The sequence below is a fragment of the Ruminococcus sp. YE71 genome, assembly GCF_900119155.1.
In the GTDB taxonomy this organism is placed as follows: domain Bacteria; phylum Bacillota; class Clostridia; order Oscillospirales; family Ruminococcaceae; genus YE71.
The window spans coordinates 53333-73114 of record NZ_FPIR01000007.1; the positions used below are offsets into that span (position 1 = coordinate 53333).

At 53.8% G+C, this 19782-nt stretch carries 10 protein-coding genes; 6 read left to right on the plus strand and 4 right to left on the minus strand.

The window, feature by feature from the left end; all coding sequences use genetic code 11:
• Positions 1–72 precede the first annotated feature (72 nt).
• The 5 genes from BT142_RS08215 to BT142_RS08235 all read left to right on the plus strand — a co-directional run bounded on the left by BT142_RS08215 (position 73) and on the right by BT142_RS08235 (position 9621).
• Positions 73–744: a response regulator transcription factor gene (locus tag BT142_RS08215; RefSeq protein WP_072417725.1), complete on the plus strand. Its 672-nt coding sequence runs from the start codon at positions 73–75 to the stop codon at positions 742–744.
• On the plus strand, positions 744–1991 hold the full coding sequence (locus BT142_RS08220) for a sensor histidine kinase (protein ID WP_072417726.1): 1248 nt from the start codon (positions 744–746) through the stop codon (positions 1989–1991). The genes BT142_RS08215 and BT142_RS08220 overlap by 1 nt, the downstream gene beginning before the upstream one ends.
• Before the next feature lie 205 nt (positions 1992–2196).
• Positions 2197–4740 (plus strand): rhamnogalacturonan lyase family protein, encoded by a 2544-nt coding sequence (locus tag BT142_RS08225; protein ID WP_175444915.1) that lies wholly within the window; start codon positions 2197–2199, stop codon positions 4738–4740.
• Between the two features lie 265 nt (positions 4741–5005).
• Complete coding sequence (locus BT142_RS08230) at positions 5006–7384, plus strand: carbohydrate binding domain-containing protein (protein WP_072417727.1); 2379 nt, start codon at positions 5006–5008, stop codon at positions 7382–7384.
• A 416-nt stretch (positions 7385–7800) separates the two neighbouring features.
• On the plus strand, positions 7801–9621 hold the full coding sequence (locus tag BT142_RS08235) for a glycoside hydrolase family 9 protein (protein WP_072417728.1): 1821 nt from the start codon (positions 7801–7803) through the stop codon (positions 9619–9621).
• A gap of 528 nt (positions 9622–10149) precedes the next feature.
• Here BT142_RS08235 and rlmD read toward each other — a convergent pair.
• From rlmD to BT142_RS08255, 4 genes are all read right to left on the minus strand, one after another.
• The gene (gene rlmD / locus BT142_RS08240) at positions 10150–11334 is read right to left on the minus strand and encodes a 23S rRNA (uracil(1939)-C(5))-methyltransferase RlmD (protein ID WP_072417729.1); all 1185 of its coding nucleotides are present in this window, start codon (positions 11332–11334) and stop codon (positions 10150–10152) included.
• A gap of 136 nt (positions 11335–11470) precedes the next feature.
• Positions 11471–11686, minus strand: a complete 216-nt coding sequence (locus tag BT142_RS08245; protein ID WP_072417730.1) for a hypothetical protein — start codon at positions 11684–11686, stop codon at positions 11471–11473.
• A 204-nt stretch (positions 11687–11890) separates the two neighbouring features.
• Positions 11891–13270 (minus strand): hypothetical protein, encoded by a 1380-nt coding sequence (locus tag BT142_RS08250; protein ID WP_072417731.1) that lies wholly within the window; start codon positions 13268–13270, stop codon positions 11891–11893.
• An 82-nt stretch (positions 13271–13352) separates the two neighbouring features.
• Positions 13353–15572 carry a substrate-binding domain-containing protein gene (locus tag BT142_RS08255; RefSeq protein WP_072417732.1) on the minus strand — a complete coding sequence of 740 codons (2220 nt, stop codon included), beginning with the start codon at positions 15570–15572 and terminating at the stop codon, positions 13353–13355.
• A gap of 313 nt (positions 15573–15885) precedes the next feature.
• On the opposite strand from BT142_RS08255, the gene BT142_RS08260 reads away from it, so the two are divergent.
• Positions 15886–19446: a glycoside hydrolase family 98 domain-containing protein gene (locus BT142_RS08260; protein WP_084659390.1), complete on the plus strand. Its 3561-nt coding sequence runs from the start codon at positions 15886–15888 to the stop codon at positions 19444–19446.
• Positions 19447–19782 lie beyond the last annotated feature (336 nt).

Here is a 19782-nt window from a genome sequence, read left to right on the forward strand (position 1 = left end):
TCTGTGTGAAAACGGCTTTTTAAAGCAATTTTAAGGTACATATGCTACAATGGCGCAAAGGTGGGATGTCTTATGAAAATACTGGTGATAGAGGACGAAAAACTGCTGGCGGATTCGCTGAAAACTCTGCTCTCTTCAAGGGGCTACGGCGCCGAGGCGGTCTATGACGGGGAAACGGGGCTGGCATACGCGGAGCTGAACATCTACGACCTTATCATACTGGACGTGATGCTCCCGAAAATGAACGGCTGGGCGGTGGCGGACGCTCTGAGAAAAAAGCACTGCTCCGTTCCCATACTCATGCTGACGGCGAGAGCCTCCATCGAAGACCGCATACACGGGCTCGACTCGGGGGCGGATTATTACCTTACGAAGCCCTTCGACAACCGCGAGCTGCTCGCCTGCGTGAACGCGCTGCTTCGGCGTCAGGGCGGACAGGTCAACGAGCTTTCCTACGGCAACACCATCCTCGACCTTGAGTCGGGGAAACTCATATGCAGGGAAAAGAACATCCGCCTTTCGGCACGCGAGTTCGAGGTCATGCGGATACTGATGAAGAGCGGCGGCAGCAACGTCTCGAAAGAAGCCCTGCTCACAAAGGTCTGGGGCTACGACTCAAACGCCGTGGAGAACCATGTCGAGGTCTACGTGGCGTTTCTGCGGAAGAAGCTGACGGGCATCGGCTCGGACATACGCATCGAGGCTGTCCGAAGGCTGGGATACCATCTGGAGGTGGCAGGCTGATGCTCAGACCGCTGAAAATAAAGTTCATGACCATCATCATGCTGATAGTGGCGGTCATGCTGGCGGGGATACTCGGGCTCGTGGTCTACTTCACAAAGACCAACACCGAACGGGACAGCATCAAGACCTTGCAGTCGATGCTGAGGATGGCGAGGATGCCCGTGCCGATGTCGCCGATGGGTGCGGCCATGGTCTCGGAGGAAGTCCCCTCGGCTGCGGACAGCAGCTGGAGCCCCGTTTTCGTGGTGCAGAGGGACGGCAGCGGCGAGCTTTTCGCTTTCGGCGGCACCGACTTCGACCTTAGCGACAAGGACTTCCTGACCGAGCTCACCGAGACCGCCGACAGCGCCGACGATACCAGCGGCGTGATGGGGGAGTACCATCTGCGGTGGGTCAGGGGTCGGACGGCGTTCGCCGAGACCTACATCTTTGCGGACATCACCGACGAGGAAAAGATGATACACGGGCTGGTGAGGGACTGCATACTTATCGGGGCGGCGGCGTTCATCCTGCTGTTTTTCTTGAGCCTGCTGCTGGTCGACCGCATACTGAGACCCACCGCCGAGGCAGTCAGGCGGCAGAGGGAGTTCATCGCCGACGCTTCACACGAGCTGAAAACGCCGCTGACCGTCATCATGACCAACGCCGAGATGATGACAGAGGACAGCTTTGACGAGGGCAGCCGACGGGAGTTCGCGGACAACATTCTGAAAATGTCGGGCAGGATGCGCGGGCTTATCGAGGGGATGCTCGAACTTGCGCGGATGGACGCTTCGGCAGCCGCCGCGGAGTTCGCCCCCACCGACCTGAGCGAGCTTGCGCGTGAGAACGTGATGATGTTCGAGCCGCTTTTCTACGAGAGCGAGAAAACGCTGACCTCGGACATCGCCGACGGTCTAACGGTCAGCGGACAGCGTGAAAAGCTCTCGCAGGTCATCGGGATACTGCTGGACAACGCGCTGAAATACTCCCGAAGCCGCTCGGAAGTGACGGTCACGCTGAGACCGCAGGGGAGCCATTGTCTGCTGTCGGTGACAAGCCGCGGCGACACCCTCTCGAAAGCCGATTGCAGGAATATTTTCAGGCGTTTCTACCGCATCGACAAGTCAAGGAACGACCGCAGCAGCTTCGGGCTGGGGCTGTCCATCGCCCAAAGCATCGTTTCCGAACACAAGGGCTCGATTCGCGCCGACAGCAGGGACGGGGTCAACCGTTTCAGCGTTCTTCTCGGTCGGGCGGGGAAATGAATATTTTTATACGGCAGTTTCTTCGGAGACTGCCGTTTTTTCCGCAAAACACACAATTTCCGCCAAATACACAAAAATGCAACAAAAATAATACAAAAAGTTGATGTGGATTTGTGCTTAATATGATATCATAAATTATAATGGTTAAAATATTTATCGTTAAAAAAGTAACAAATTATACTTTAGGCTTTAGGAGGAAAAAACAATGAAGAAAACATTCAGACGCTTGGCGGCTGCCGCTGCGTCGCTGACTGTGGCTATGAGCAGTTTTGCAGGTTCGGCTCAGCTGACTGCCAGCGCGGCTTACGGACAGGGCGGAAACGGCACCGCGATCATGGAGTACCTCGACCGCGGCATCTACGCGATCAAGTCGGGCAACGGTATGTTCGTCAGCTGGCGCTTCAACGCCAACGACGCCGATGAGACCGAGTTCAGGCTCTACCGCGACAACTCGCTCATCTACACGAGCAAGGCAGGCGCCCCCACCAATTACTGGGACGCAAACGGTTCCGCATCCTCGCAGTACCGCGTGGATACGGTCGTTAACGGCACGGTGAAGTCGTCCGACAACTGCAAGTTCAGCTCGGGCACCAACTATTTCGAGATCCCGCTCAGCAAGCCCGGCGACATCTACTCGCCGAACGACTGCTGCGTCGGCGACGTTGACGGCGACGGTCAGTATGAGATCTTCATGAAATGGGATCCCAGCGACTCGCAGGACAACTCCAAGACGGGCTACACCAGCAAGGTCTATATCGACTGCTACACCCTTGAGGGCAAACGGTTGTGGCGCGTTGACATGGGCGTGAACATCCGCGCAGGTCAGCACTACACCCAGATGTGCGTAGCTGACTTCGACTGCGACGGCAAGGCGGAGCTCATCACCAAGACCTCTGACGGCACGGTTGACGGCACAGGCAAGGCTATAGGCAACGCAAGCGCAGACTACCGCAGCAGCGCAGGCACCGTACTTACGGGCAACGAATATCTGACACTGTTCGAGGGTGCGACGGGCAAGGCGCTCGACACCATCGACTTCCCCGTTCCGAGAGGTGACGCAACAAGCAGCACCGCTAAGAGCACATGGGGCGACAACTACGGCAACCGCTGCGAGCGCTACAACTCGGGTATCGCGTATCTTGACGGCGTTCATCCGTCGGCGGTCTACGGCAGAGGCTACTACACAAGGCTCACGCTTTCGGCTATCGACGTCCGCAACGGCAAGCTGTCCAAGCGCTGGGTATATGACACGGGCTTCAACAAGAACGACCCCGCTTACGGCGACGGCAACCACAATCTTATGGTCGCTGACTTCGACAACGACGGCAAGCAGGAAGTCTGCATGGGTTCGTCCTGCTTCGACGATAACGGAAAGCTCCTCTGGTCAACGAATCAGGGACACGGCGACGCTATGCACGTCGGCGACCTCGACCCGACTAACGAGGGTATCGAGGCGTTCATCTGCCACGAGGACGGCAATTACGGTATCTCGATGGTAGACGGCAAGACGGGAAAACTCCTCTGGCACTACGACGGCGACAAGGACACGGGCAGATGCTGCGCAGACAATATCATCGCAGGCAACGGAATGGCTGAATGCTGGGGCGCAAGACCTGCTTATTCGGTTTACGACGCTAAGGGCAACAAGATAGGAAGCAAGGCTCCTGCCATGAACTTCCTCATCTACTGGGACGGCGACCTTGAGCGAGAGATACTCGACGGCACGACCATTACCAAGGCGACAGCCATCGACACGTATCAGACGATATTCAACGCTGACGGATGCGTATCCAACAACGGCACAAAGTCTGTTCCCTGCATGACCGCCGACCTCTTCGGAGACTGGCGCGAGGAAGTAATGTTCCGCACCGAGGACAACTCGAAGCTCCGCATCTACTGCACCAACACCGAGACAAGCTACCGCATGACCACCCTCATGCACGATATGCAGTACCGTATGCAGGACGGCTGTCAGCAGTCCTCCTACAACCAGCCTCCCCACACCAGCTACTATCTCGGAAGCGAGACGGGCGTTCCCGCAAGACCCAGCATCAAGCTGAACAACACTCCTCCCGAGCCCGTGAACGGCAAGCTGATAAGGAACTTCGTTGTCAAGGACACCGCTAACGCAGCAGGCTGGAAGCTGATGGATTCCAACACTACGGGCGGTCTCATCTACGGCGACAGAGACTTCACCTACACCGCACTTTCGACCGAGTTACAGGGCTGTGAGTACATCATGACCGCCTGCAACTCCAAGAATACCGACTCCGACCTCGCTGAGTTCTCGGCGGCGTCCGATACCGACGTATACGTAATGGTAGACACCCGTGAGGAAGCGGAGAACCTCGTTCCCGCATGGCTCAGCGGCTACACAAGGACCGACCTCACCGCAACTTCCAGCAACGGCGTTGACTTCGTGGCTTACAAGAAGAGCTTCAAGGAAGGCGAGAAGGTAGTCCTCGGAACAAACGGTATGACAGGCTATGTTGTAAACTACACCGTATTCGTTAAGGCTCCCGCTGCCGAAGTTGAAGTCACCCCCTTCTACGGCGACGCAAACTGCGACGGAATGATCGACGTCCGGGACACTGTAGCTATCATCCAAGCTATCAACGGCATCGCTCTCAGCGAGCAGGGCAGACTCAACGGCGACGTTGTCGGAAACGGCGACGGTCTTACCTACGACGACGCTATGGCTGTTATGAAGTACAGTCTCGGTCTCCTGAACGAGCTCAACGGTAAATAATTCCTGTCGCAAAACGGTGGGAATAACAGAATATCCCATTTGAAAAACAACGGCAGTTCGTGCTTTTTGCGCGGATTGCCGTTTTTATTAATGCATACTTCATATTTAATATAGAACAATATGAATGTTCAGAAAAGGGTAATATTATTCCATCATTTTGTCCACCCAAGTGTCATTTTGTGAGTTGCCAACATTGGCGCTATATGTTATAATGACTGAAAACGGAGGCGTTTGTTAAAACTTTTTATTTGAGGAGGTCTTTTTTATGCGATGGACAAAAACCATCAAGAGGATGTGTGTTGCAGCAGTCAGCGGCGCAATGCTGATGTCTATGCTCCCCGCGATGCCTGCCAGCGCGGCCGGAGTCTGCACCATCAACACAAACAAGACGTATCAGTACATCCGAGGTTTCGGCGGTATCGATATGCAGGAATGGCAGGGCTATTCTCTTTCGGAGGCTGAAAGAGCCCGCGTTTTCGGAAACGGCGACGGTCAGCTGGGTCTTACGATACTTCGTGTGTTCGTAAACCCCGACAAGAACAAGTGGAATCTGGCTCTGCCTGTTGCAAAGTACGCTTCAGAGCACGGCGTGACAGTGTTCGCGACCCCGTGGGAGCCGCCCTCCAATCTCGCTGAATCGGGCGGAACAAACGGCAAGCTCCACCTTCCCGAAAGGAATTACGGCGCTTACGCCACTCACCTGAACGACTTCGGCACCTACATGAAGAACAACGGTGTTGACCTTTACTCCATTTCCGTTCAGAACGAGCCTGACTACGCTCATGAATGGACATACTGGTCTCCTACAGAGACTACCAACTTCATCGCTAACTACGGCGACAGGATCACAAGCACAAGACTTATGTCTCCCGAGTCATTCCAGTACGGCGCATGGAACAACGGCAAGGACTACTACAAGAACATCCTGAACAATGCGAAGGCTTTCGCGAATACCGACGTATTCGGAACCCACTTCTACGGCACCAAGAGAAACCACATGGATTTCCCCGCTCTTGAAAACTGCGGCAAGGAGATCTGGATGACCGAGGTCTACACCTCTTCGGATGCAAACTCCGCAAACAACTGGCCTCAGGCTCTCGACGTTGCCGAGAACATCCACGACGGTCTCGTTGTCGGCAACATGAGCGTTTACACATGGTGGTACATCAAGAGAAGCTACAGCCTTATCGAGCAGAGCGGCAACAACGGCGCTATCACCAAGCGCGGCTACATGATGGCTCAGTACTCCAAGTACGTTCGTCCGGGCGACTTCCGCATCGACTGCACCGAGTCCCCCGACAGCAACCTGCTCATCTCCGCTTACAAGCACAGCGATTCTCAGATCGAAGTCGTTGCTATCAACAAGGGCACTTCTGACGTTTCTCAGCAGTTCTCCGTCGGCAACAGAGAGATCACCAAGGTAGACAGATACCGTTCTTCGCAGAATGAGAATCTTGCAAAGACCGCAAATCTCGACCACAACACTTCGACCTACTGGGCTAACCTTCCCGCAAAGAGCGTTTCGACCTTCGTTATCAATCTCAAGAGCGACGGCGTTCAGCTCCCCGACGATCCTCAGCCCCACACTGGCGACCCCATCACTCCCGACGCTAACGGCTACTACTACCACGACACCTTCGAGGACAGCGCCTGCGATTGGGAAGCAAGAGGTACTACCGAGCCTACTCTCAGCGGCAGACATCCGTATCAGGGTACAAACGCTCTCCTCGCTCAGAAGCGTGAAAAGGCTTGGCACGGTCTCCAGAAGACTCTCGATCCCAACACCTTCAAGGGCGGTCAGAAGTACAGCTTCAGCGTATGCGTAGACTATGAGGAAGGCGAAGAGCAGCAGAGCTACTACCTTTCCTTACAGTACGACGACGCTTCGGGCACTACAAAGTATGCTCACATCGCTGATGGTACTACTTATCCCGGACAGTACTTACAGCTCGCAAACTCAAGCTATCAGATACCCAGCGACGCGACCAATCTTGTTCTTTATGTTGAGTCTACCGAAGGAACAGGCAACTTCTACATCGACGAGGCTATCGTTGCAAAGGACGGCACCAAGATCAGCGGTCCCGAGGCTCCCAAGCCCCAGATGCCTTCCAACCCGACTGTCACCTACACAGCAGGCGACGGCAGCGTTACCCTTAACTGGAACGCAGTAAACGGCGCAGATCTCTACGCTGTATATCAGTACATCAACAATACCTGGACCAAGGTAGCAGAGTGCTCGGGCACTTCCTATGTTCTGAACAACCTTGCTTCGGGCAGCGAGTACAAGGTATCCGTTATCGTAAAGGCTAACGGCAGCTGGAACAACGATTACTCCAACGCTATCACCGTTACCCCGAAGGCTTCGTCCAACAACAATCCTTACCCCGTAGTTACTTCCAGCGTGACAGGCAATACCATCAGACTTTCCTGGGGTGCTCTCTCGGGCGCCGAGAAGTACGGTGTTGCTTACTACTCGGCAGGCAAGTGGAAGATCCTCAACGGCAACATTTCCGCTTCTACCACTTCCTTCATCAAGTCGGGCGTTCCCAACGGCACTTACAAGCTCGTTGTTTGCGCTAAGTTCAACGGCGAATGGGACATCCGCAACCTCAACTCCAGAGCGTTCACTGTTACTGTAAAGTGATCCCCTCTCGGTAAAAGGATTTTCTTAGAAAAAATAATCTGCCCCGAAACGGTCGTTCGTACCGCTTCGGGGCATTTTCCTTTCGCACATTTCCCCCGCCCCCATTTCCGAAGACTTTCAATATGCCGGCAGTTTGATGTGTGGGAGATGTTTGACTGTCACCGCTTCAAGAGTGAATATCTATCTGTAGGGCGATGGTGCTTGCTTCGGCGCGGATTTATTACGGCGGTAGGAAAAATGTGGACAAATTAGTTGTTGTGTAAAAAAGTTTACAAATAAGTATGGATAAATATGTAGACAAAAGCCAAAGGGTGTGATATAATATTCTTGTATTGGATAATGATCTTGCATTCCCGCCGCGGGAGTACAAGATCATCGGTAAAGATGCTTAAACTATAGAATTGGAGTGCTAAGAGATGAAGGATCACGGAAGAAAATTATCAAAGGTAACTGCATTCGCAACGTCGCTGTTATCGGCCGGAGCTATGATGACATCGTCGCTCCCGATCACACAGCTGACCGCATCCGCAGACAGCGGTGATGCAGATTTCTCGCAGGCGCTGGCACTGTCCCTGTATTTCTACGACTCGAATATGTGCGGTACGGGCGTTGATGACGGCCCGCTCACATGGAGAGGCAACTGCCACGTTTCGGACGCAAGCGCTAACCTTAACAGCGCTGTAAATCTCGGCGGTGCAAGAAGCCTTGTTGACCCCGACGGCGACGGCAAGGTAGACGTTTCGGGCGGTTATCACGACGCAGGCGACCACATCAAGTTCAACCTGACTATCGGTTTTGGCATGAACAGCCTTGCTCTTTCCGACTATCTCAATCCCGGGGCTTACCAGAAGGCAGGCTGCCGCGACCATCTGCTGTACATTCTGAAGAATGGCGCAGATTACATGATGAAGACCACATTCCTTGATTCCAACGGTGACGTTGGCGCTGTATGCTACATGGTTTCCGACGAGGGTGACCACAGCTACTGGGGTGCCCCCGAGATGCAGAACGGCGACCGTCCGACCTACTGGCTGACACCTTCCAGCAACAACTCTGCTATCGTACTTGAGATGGCGAGTGCGCTTGCAGGTACTGCTGTTGCATTCAAGGATTCCGACTCGGCTTACGCTGCTAAGTGTACCAAGTACGCTAAGGCTCTGTATAAGTTCGGCACACAGCATACCGGCAACTATATGCAGGGTATGGGTTCCATGTATTCGACCGATTCGCAGTATCAGGACGAGCAGGCAATGACCGAAGGCTGGCTGTACGTACTGGGCGAGGGCTCGGAGCCTTCCTTCAAGCTCACCAACAACGGCTGCTACAACAATCAGTACTATGATTATCATCTGTACAGCTGGGACAAGGTATGGTCGGGCTATGCTGCTCTGATGTACAAGAAGACAGGCAATTCCAGATATGCAGAGGAGCTCAGGTTCGAGGCAAACAACAAGGGCGGTATGAGCGAAGGCAAGTACAACACCTGCAACGCTGACTGGGGCTGCACTCGTTACAACTGCGCAGTTCAGATGGAAGCACTCGCTGCTGTCGGCAACAACAAGGACGATTCTCTTGCAAAGGGCGCCAAGTATCAGATGAACTACATCCTCGGCAATAACCCGTACAACAAGAGCTTCCTGACAGGCTACGGCAATTCCTGGTCGGCAAAGGTCCACCACAGAGCCGCTAACCCCGGTAACGGAAATCCTTCCGACAATCCCACTGCAAAGTATGTAAACTACGGTTATCTCATCGGCGGACCCGATGCTTCGGGCACATTCAACGAAGTTACCGAAAGCTACCGCTGGACTGAGGGTGCTCTTGACTACAACGGCTGCTTCGCTCTTGCTTGCGCAGCACTTGTAAATCTGTACGGCACTCAGGGCGACGGCGCTGCAAGCATCGTCAACAGCGCTTCCGAGTTCAAGAAGAACTACTCCTTCGGCGGCGGTTCCAGCACTCCCGATCCTAAGCCGACTTATCCTGTCGCTACTTCCAGCGTACAGGGCAACACCCTGACACTCAACTGGTCCGCTGTTGAAGGCGCTCAGAAGTACTGCGTTGCTTACTACTCCGCAGGCAAGTGGAGAATTCTTGCTCAGGGCAACGTTCTGACCTACACAAGAACTAAGGTCCCCGCAGGCACCTACAAGCTCGTAGTCGGCGCAAAGATCAACGGCAACTGGGATATCAGCAACATCAACAGCAGAGCATTCACCGTTACCATCAACAAGTAACAACGCTCGCTGTCAGATAACCGGCTAATCTAACAAAAACAAAGCAGTCTGTGCAAATTTGTACAGACTGCTTTTTGCATGGGGGAGTGCGGGTTTCTTGGGGGAGACCCTTTTGAAAAAGGGTCTCCCCCAAACCCCCTCACTAAAACTTTTAATACTTTTTGGCTTGTGGTGCTTCTTTCGTAGGTAGTGTTGGTCGGGAAGATGGTGATTCTACTCTTCAATTGTGTGTCCCTTGCCAAAAAGACGTTCATGAGTGCGTTACGCATCATTGAGCGTATTCATCAGATGACATCTCTTGAAATGTCAAGGGACTATCTTCCCGACCACATCCAACAAACAACATATTAAAAGTCTTTGGAAAGGGGTCTGGGGGAGAACCTTTCTTCCAGCCGTGCGAAGCTAAGGCGGCCGTGCGAAGCTAAGGCGGCCGTGCGAAGCTAAGGCGGCCGTGCGAAGCTAAGGCGGCCGTGCGAAGCTAAGGCGGGTTTCCCCCAGGAAAACCCACAGTCAGCGACACAAATTCGGTCATTTGCCCGATGTTTTTCGGGACAGGAGAACGACCGTCTCGATGCCTGTAGTGTGCGGGAACATATCGACGGGCTGGATATAGCGTGCGCGGTAGCCCTCTTTCTTGAAGAGCCGCAGGTCACGTTCGAGAGTCTCGATCTTGCAGGAGACGTAGACTATCTTTTCGGGGGCGAGTTTTCCTGCCGCCGTGATGAATTCAGCCGACGCGCCTGCGCGGGGCGGGTCGAGTATCAGCACGTCGCAGCTCTCCCCTTCGGCGGCGAGGCGCTGCATGAAATCGCCTGCGTCCTCGTTGCAGAAGCGGATATTGTCAAGCCCGTTGAGCTTCGCGTTCGCGACGGCGTCCCTGACCGCGGCAGGGTTGAGCTCCGTTCCCGTCACGTCGGCGCCGCGTTTCGCGCATATCATGCCGATAGTTCCCGTTCCGCAGTATGCGTCTATCACCTTCGTGCCCTTGCCGATGTCGGCAGCCTCCACCGCGCAGGTGTAGAGCTTCTCGGTCTGCAAGGAATTCACCTGATAAAAGCTCCTCGGCGATATCCTGAACCTGCATCCGCAGAGCTCGTCCTCGATGAAGCCCTTTCCGTGCATGACGATGTCGCGTTCGCCCATAGTCAGCGGCAGTTTGTTGGTGCAGACGTTCCGGACTATCGTGGTTATCTGCGGACAGGCGCTCAGCATCGCCTTCACAAAATTCTTCTTCGCGGGGAACACGGGGGTCGCGGTCACGAGCACCAGCATTATCTCGCCCGTCGAGAGCGAATGTCTTATCAGGGTGTGTCTGAGAAAGCCCCTGCCCGAATTGTGGTCGTAAGGGAAGATCTTAAAGGACTTCATCAGCTTTTTGAGTTCCGCGACTATGGGCGCGGCGGCGCTGTCCTCCAGCATACAGTCGTCAACAGCCACCAGCTTTCGGCTGCTCGACTGGAATATCCCCGAGATTATGCGCTTCGACGAATCGAAGCCGTACATATTCTGCACCTTGTTGCGGTAATGGTAGGGGCTGTCCATCGCGATGATAGGCTGTACCTTCGCGTAGCGCGAGAGCATCCGCTCCGCCTTGTCCTGCTTGCGCTGTATCTGCTCGCTGTAGGTCTCGCTCAGCTGGCATCCGCCGCATCGCTTGAAGCATTTGCATTTAAGTTCCCCCGAAACGGGGTCTTTGATTATCTGACTGCTCATTTTCTGCCTGCTTTCATAATGATTATCTGAACTATTATACCACACATTCTGCGTTTTTTCAACTTATTTTCCTGAACTTGATAAAATAAAGACAGCACCGCACAGTCAAGGGCGGTACTGCCCATATCGTCTACTGTCACTCCTCATTCCGAACGTCGGAGCGAGCGTACATCTCGATGTCGAGGTCGCTTATCTCGCGCCCGACATCCCAGTCCTTCTCGTACGCCAGCTTGTCGGGGACCTCGACCCTCCGTCCGTCGTCAAGCACAAGCACCACCATCGGCTCCTCACCAGGCATAAACCCCTCACATCCGTGGTCGGGCTCTATAAGGTCCGTTATTATACGCGTCATCGTCTCACCTCCTGCGGGTACGGGGCTGTCGGCGTGGTTGGTAAGACAGACTATCACCGCTTCAAGAGTGACCATCTGAAAAACACGCTCAATAATGCGTTACGCTCTCACGAACGTCTTTTTGGCAAGGGGCACACAGTCGAAGAGAAGAACTGCTATCTCCCAAACCGGCAAAAGCAGAGAAGAAACACCACGCAGCACGCCTCAGAACCAGGGTGACTGATCGGTGTGAAGTTCTTCTTTCTGACCGTCGGGGCTTTCGTAGATGATGTAGATGTCGCCGCTGCCGTCGGGTTCGGGGCGTATCCACACGGTTCCCGATTCATAGCCGTAGTCGTTCATAGCGGAAATTATCTCATAGTCTCCGATACCGAGATCATTTTCATGTTCGGCAAGCTTGATGGACACATCAAGTCCCTCATCGGAAATAGACAGAGCGTAGGAGCCGTAATTGACCATCTTCTCCCATATTGAGAGGTCAGCATCGTCTCCGCCCTCGTACATACCCTCGTTGAAATGGAAATATGCGCCCGATAATGCGGCTTTGGCGGGAGTCTTGTTATCGGGCGACTCCTCGTTCTTCGCCGTCTTTATCTCATCCATGCTCTTGCCCTTGTAGGGATTTTCGCGGACCGACACAGGGAAAGGCATCAGATGAACGCCGTTATTCGTCAGCCACATATTGCAGTCTCCAAGATCGATAGCATAGTCGCCGTTCAGAACGGTAACGCTCATTCTGATAGCTATATCTGTTTTAGTGTCGTCACTGTTGTTAACGACACAGCTGCTGTCCATATCTATGATATAGATAATATCGTCCGACGGTTCGAGCCTGAACTTTTCGGGCGAAGCAAAATACTCATCGTTCGTTATGCTGCCCTGCTTGCGTACAAGTCTGTCGAAGCAGCTTTTCTCTCTGATGAATCCTTCGGAGTTTTCGAGCGTGGCTTTTTCGGCCGCCTTGTCCATGAGAGCGCGGTAATCGGCGAGCACCTCGTCACGGGTGTAGTCGGTATTTTCGATACTGTTGTCCTCAGAGTATTTCTCATTAGCTTCGTCCAGATCTTTACCGAGCAGAAAATAGGTGTAATCAAGAGCCGACCAGAGCAGATCGTTCTCGGTGCAGAGAAAATCCTCTCCGAGGAAATTAGCCGCCCAGATCATCGGCGCGTTCTCGCTCCTGTACAGATCGGGGTAGTTGATCGAATCGAAGAAGCCTTGCAGGTCGCGGTCGGCGATGCAGTTGTACTGGTCGATCATGCGCTCCGCGGCGTAGTAGAGCAGCTGCTTGTCCGCGATGTAATCCTGTCGGTCATCATCGACGCAATCCTCGCAGCCCTCGGCGACCGTGCCGAGAGTTATGATGCAGTTCTGATCGTTGATGTACGTCCCGAAGCAGCCTGCCGCGCCGTCGAGGTCGGGCTTTTCGGTCTCCGAGCTATCGCTTTCGGAGCTGTCGGTGACAAGCACGGCGCCCGAAGGCTCGCCGCCGCTTTTGTCCGAAGAAGTCGGCACGTCGGTATTTCCGCAGCCTGCAAGCAGCAGCGCCGCAAGCAGTGCGGACAGTATCTTTGTCTTATTCATTGTCGGATGGTCCTTCCTTTGTCTCTTTTTTTGGAATACATTATAGCACTTTTTTTCTGAAATGTCAACCGAGGGCGCGTCATCAGCCGTTCTCACGTTCGGCGGTCAGGCGGTGGGCGGTGCGGTAGTTGTTCGGCGTGAAGCCTGTACAGCCGAGAAACTGCCGCAGGAAATACTTGGTGTCGTGATAGCCGCATTGTACCGAGACATCGTTCACCTTCATGTCCGTGGTCAGGAGAAGATACTTCGCCTTGTATATCCTGCTGTTGATATGATCCCGAAGCGGACTGATACCGAATATCTTTTTGTACGTCACGCGCAGATAGCTCGGGCTGAAGTTGTATTTTCGGCAGAAATGGTCTGTGGAGAAGTCCTTCTGCGGCGACAGGTAGAACTCGTTGCGGATCTTTATCATGCGGTCATAGTGGTTTATCGCAAACAGCTCGGAGCAAGCCGAAGACCGTGCGTCTATGTCGTCGAAGCACCGCTGTTTGAGGTCGGTGTAGATGTCGTTTTCGGTTATCGGGACGATGCTGAACAGAAACGAATCCATCCCGTAAGCGGAGATATATGTACTGCGCTGAGCGATGAACGCCGTCATCAGGTCGCGGAGCGGTGCGTCAGTGGCGTTTTTCCTGTCGAGGATGCACACAAATGCCGTGTCGCGCACCCTGCCGCATATCCCGTTGAGTGTAGCGGAGAACTCGCCGAGCGCCGCCGCGATGTCCAGCAGGGATGCGGCTTTTGCCTTCGGGGAGATGTCATCGAACACGTCGTGGAACAATCCGCATCTGAGCATTATCATGTGCATATCCTTATGACCGCCGCGATCGTTTATGACCTCGTCAAAGACCTTTTTCATCCCGTAGTCGTTTTTGAGACCTGTCAGCATATCCTGCGTCCTGCTGAGGGACTGACACTCAAGCAGAAAGCTGATATCATGCGTGAGGCGCAGGAATTCAAGGCTGTTCGCAACGGATTTTATCCAGCTCTTGAAAAACGTGTCGTATACGTCGGGCTCGTTGTACCTGAGCACCACGTAGCCGAACAGCCGTTTATCAAAGGTGAGCGGACTGAAATAGTAGGCGGCAGGTATATCCGACCGCTGAAAGAACTCGGCGATATTCCCTGTGTCTATGGGGAACGGAGTCATATCGAGCCAGGGCATGACGCTCTGACATATCAGCTTATCGCTCTTGGTGCCCGCATTGTGCTCATACCAGTTATCATACAGGCAGACCACGATATCCTTGACATACCTGACGAGGAACTGGTACTTGCCCATCGCCGTGAACAGCTCGTCGAGCGTCCTGCTGCCCGTGAAATCCTGATCCATGTTGCAGGTGAGGCTCCATTGTCTGTACATCTGATTTGACCGCACATATCTGAGCTCCTCGTGAAGATCCGCGTCGGAGAAGCTGCACGAACAGCTCATGCCGTGTATCAGCGAACCCTTCGGCGGCTCAAAATCCTCGTCGGTACCGTATCTGACCTTGCTGTAAAGTATCCTTACGGCGTCCCTGCCGAGCTGTTCTCTGTTGAATCGGTAGCTGGTCAGCAGCGGCGTATGGGAGGTGCGCATCATCGAGCAGTCGAAACCCGTCACGGCGAGCGAGCCGAGGATGTTGACGCCGCATCGTTCAAATTCATCCAGTATACCGAAAGCCATGTGATCGTTGGCGCACACCACCGCCTGCGGAAGGGGGCGGGCGCCGCTGATATACTCCCTCGCCAGCTTTTCCCCCGAATCCGTCCAGAAGGTGCCGTAGATGAGCTTGCTCTCATCAAAGGGTATCCCGTGTTTTCCGAGGGATTTTTTGCAGCCGCTGACCCTTTGTTCCGACACGTCTATCTGAGCATATCCCGTGAGAAGGTCTATGTCCGTGAAGCCGTGAACGTCGATCAGATGATCCACCAATTCCTCCATGTCTCTCACATTGTCGGTGTCGATACGCCGCGCCCCGGGTATGACGAGATCGGGCATAGCCGCGCCTGCTATCACTATCGGGCGGTCTTTTCTGCAAAGGAGATCCCGTATCTTGTCCCTGAGCTTTTTGCAGGGGAACGGCTCGGACAGCATGATGAAACCGTCGAGTTCGGACTGTTCTATCAGATCGTACACCATATTTTCAGGCAGAAGCTCCCCTTCGCCGCGGTTCTCATTGGTGATGTTCGATATGACGGCAATATCGGCGCCGTATTCCTTCGCCTGCGCGATGATGCCCATCAGCAGTTCTCGCTGAGAGATATCGCTGACAGACGCCGCAATAACGCCGAATACCATTCTTTTTCGCGGTCTCATAATAACACCCCCGTCCGAAAGACCCTTCTTATGTTTTGATTATAGCACAAGTCAGGGGCTTTTACAAGAAGAAAATCGGATATTTTGTAAATTCTGATCTTGCAGGCCGAGTCCCGAACGTTTTGTCCACCTAAAAATTGTATTGTATGTTGAAATCGGGAAAGGCTTTGTGATATAATATAAAAAAACTTGTACAGAAGAAAGAAAAATTGTGTGAAGTTGACCTGATCGAACGCGTTCACAGATCGGTTTTTTGGCTGTATGATAAAAGCAAAAACGTAAAATGTAAGAAAATCTGAATGGAGGAATTATTTTGAAACTACAATTCGTATGCAAGAGACTTCTTGCAGGGATACTGGTACCGAGCGTGCTGATAGCTTCCGCTCTGCCCGGCACTGTGCAGTGCTTCAAGAACGAGCCGTTCACCATCACCGCTGAGGCGGCGACGAGCACGAATATGCGCCGTCCCTGTGACCCCGAGCACCCGATGCTCATCGTCCACATCGACACATGGAACTACGCCGACCCCGCAAAGATCATCGAGACTATCCCCGAGAGCATCCGCCCCTACTGTGTGTTCAACATCTCGCTGTCCATCAACTGGAGCAACGACGATCATTCTTGGAAGATGGTGCAGAACGGCTATGAATGTGCCAAGTCGTGGCTCAAGACCTGTTCGGACATGGGCGTGTGGTGCATGGTGCAGCCTGCATCGGGCGGTCAGTGCCACTTCCCTGACTACGACAGCAATTACAATATCGTCAACTCCCCGAACAAGAGCCAGTTCGTTCAGCACGCGGACGAGGACTATGAGAACACCATCTACGCCGAGTTCTTCCGCGATTACCCGAGCTTTATCGGCTTCAACTACTCCGAGCAGTTCTGGGGATTCGCTTCCGCCGACCACCCCTGCACATATCAGCAGCGCTATCAGCACTTCGCGCATCTGCTGAAGCTCTGCAACAAGTACGGCGGCTATCTCAATATCAACTGGTGCGCAAACCGCTGGTCACCGTCGCTGAACCCCGTCGCGATGCTGAAAACCAACTCCGAGTGGCGTGCGGCTTGCGAGAAGTACGGTCAGAATCTCCAGCTTGAAGAAAAGTACACCCAGACCAGCATGATCGAGGACGTTGAATCGGAAGTGCTGGGTATGTACCTTGCAGGCTACTGCGGAAACTTCGGCGTCCGCTACGACGACACGGGCTGGACTGACAGAAGCTCCGACGACAAGCCCCTCGATACGAAGGATCAGTACCGACAGATCACGGGTCTGCCGATACACGCCGAGCGTATGATAATGAACGGCGCTACCATCATCGACGGCCCCGAGCTCGTCTGGAACGACGACTTCGGCGAGACATGGGGCGGCGTCAAGGACAGCGAGGGCTACTCCTGCCGAAACTGGTACTCCAAGGATCAGTATGTCAATTCCACGCTGAGCTTCTTCGAGAAGATCGTTGACGGCACCTACCGAATCCCGACCCGTCAGGAGGTCATCGACCGCACGAAGTACGTGGTGATCCAGGACGTAAACAGCGGTAACGATCACCAGAAATACAGCACCTACGAGACACTGTTCGAGGGGCTCTACCGTATGGCGGGCGACGGCAATCTCTGGGACAACAAGAACCTGTACAAATCCACAGGCCGCTATCCCACCATCCCGACCGTTTATTCGCTCTACGACAGCACCGCAAAGACCTTCAAGTATCAGCTGAAACAGTCGCAGCTCGGTTCAAGATGGAACAGCATCTCCGCCAAGCAGAATGAGTTCAACAATGTGTTCAGCTCCGAGTTCAACGGCAACTGCTACGCGGGAAGATACAACAACACATGGGTGACCTACAACAACGACAAGTGCAACGGCAACAAGGGCGCCCTGCTGAACTTGCAGTACAACACCTGCGATACCCTTGACGTGAATTTCAACGCATACGGAAACGCCATCATCAACGAGTACAGCGACCACATTGACATCTACGCCGACAACTTCGACAACAAGGCGCAGACCACCCTCTCCACCGACACCTTCAAGGTGAACGGCTGCAAGTCCAAGCCGACCTACACCGCAAAGGACACGGGCAGGAACCAGACTAAGTCGGTCATCAGCGAGAGCTACTCCAACGGCACCTACACCCTCACCGTCAAGCACAACGGTCCTGTTGACATCACCATCAACTGCTCGGGCAGCAACACGGGCAGAAAGACCAACGTCAACAAGGCGAGCGTCAAGCAGGTAACTCAGCCGTCCTTCTATACAGGCACACGCCAGTACGAGGGCGAGTTCTTCGACGTGAAGAACACCGAGGGCTACGTTACCAACGCCTGCGGAAGCGGCGTGACAGGCGTATGGGGTCAGGGCTTCCTCAAATTCGGCAAGAACGCGAACGCCTGCGCAAAGGACACCGTCACCACTCAGAAGGCGGGCGAGTTCACCATGAAGCTCCGCTACTCCGACACCTCTGAGATCAACAATGTTGACCTGTACGTGAACGGAAACAAGGTGGAGACCATGAAGCTCTCCAACACCAACGGCTATTCCAACTGGAAGATGTACGAGAAGAAGATCAACCTCAAACAGGGCGACAACAAGATCGAGTTCAAGGCAAACTCGGCGCTTTCCTCCTCGCTGTATATCGACTGCTTCACGGTTGACGGTTCGTTCGGTGACGGTTCATCGACGGTCATCAATAACGAGCTCAACGGCACGCTCATCACGGGTCTGAAGGTCACAGACGATGAAAACAGGGCTGACTGGGATATCTATGATGATTTCGGCTCGGGCTCGAAGCTCTTCGGCGACCGCGATTTCACGGCAGCTGACGTTCCCGCATATCTGACGGGTGCGGAAGCCATCAGAACCGCCTGCGATTCCAAGATGGTAACGACCGACCTCGGCACATTCACCGCCGCAAAGGACATCACCGTTTACACGGCTGTTGACAGCCGCATCGTCAGCGCTCTCCCGTCGTGGCTTTCCGACTGGACTAAGACCGATGATGTGATAACCACCTCAAACGACCTGACACTGGTGATCTACAAGAAGAACTTCGCTTCGGGCAGTCAGGTAACGCTCGGCACCAACAGCGGCAACGGCAACTGCGTCAACTACATCGTCCTCGTGACCGAAAAGGAGATCGAACCGCTCAACGGAAAGCTCATCAAAGATCTCCGCATCAACGACAGAGAAAACGCCGCCGACTGGTCGATATACTACGACCTCAGCGACGGCTCGAAGCTCTACGGCGACCGCGACCTTACGATAAGCGGCGTTCCGAAGGTACTCGTGAATGCCGAAACTATCCGCACAGCCTGCGATTCCAAACTGTTCACAGGCGATCTTGCGACGTTCACAGCAGGCGCAGACATCACGGTCTGCGTGGCAGTTGACAAGAGAGTCGATTCAAAGCTCGAATGGCTCAAAGAGTGGACATCGGCAGGCAGTTCGATGTACACTTCGAACGACGTTGAGCTCGCTATCTACAAGCGCAGTTTCAAGGCCGGCGCAAAGGTAACGCTCGGCACCAACGGCGGCGAGGGCAATTCCGCGAACTATATCGTCATGGCGATACCCTCCGCATCGACCGCCGCGGTATACCCCGAGATAAACAACGTCGAGTACAGTGAGCAGACTCATCAGGTAAGGCTCACATGGTCGCCCGTCAGCGGCGCCACCAACTACGCTGTCGGCGTATTCCAGGCAGGAAGATGGAGAATCCTCGCGCAGACCGCAGGTTCGGTAACTTCCTACACCTCGCCCAAGAACCTGAAACCGGGCGCGACCTACAAGGTAGCAGTCGCGGCGAAGGTAGGCGGCGAGTGGACAACAAGCGAGTCTGTCAAGCACGCTGTTACTGTTACTATCAAGTGATGAAACGGCGCTGATATGACAGGCGCCATGCACCGCATGGACAAACTCAGCCACATTCGATAAAAAATCAAAGGTTCAGCGGCCTATCAAAGCCGCCGAACCTTTTTTCTTTACAGCAGATTTCACAAAGCACAGATTAAAAATGCTATATAAAAATTAAATTTCTTCTCGTTAAGCCTTGTGATCAAGTTTGATCTATGGTATCCGGGTCTTTCCTTTAAGGGAAAAGATCAGGAGCTGACCTTTACTGTCTCGGCAGACAGTGTGCGATACTTTAAGGAGCTTGCGGTGAGTTAAGGGGATGGCCATATTTCATAAAATCATATTGAAATTCAC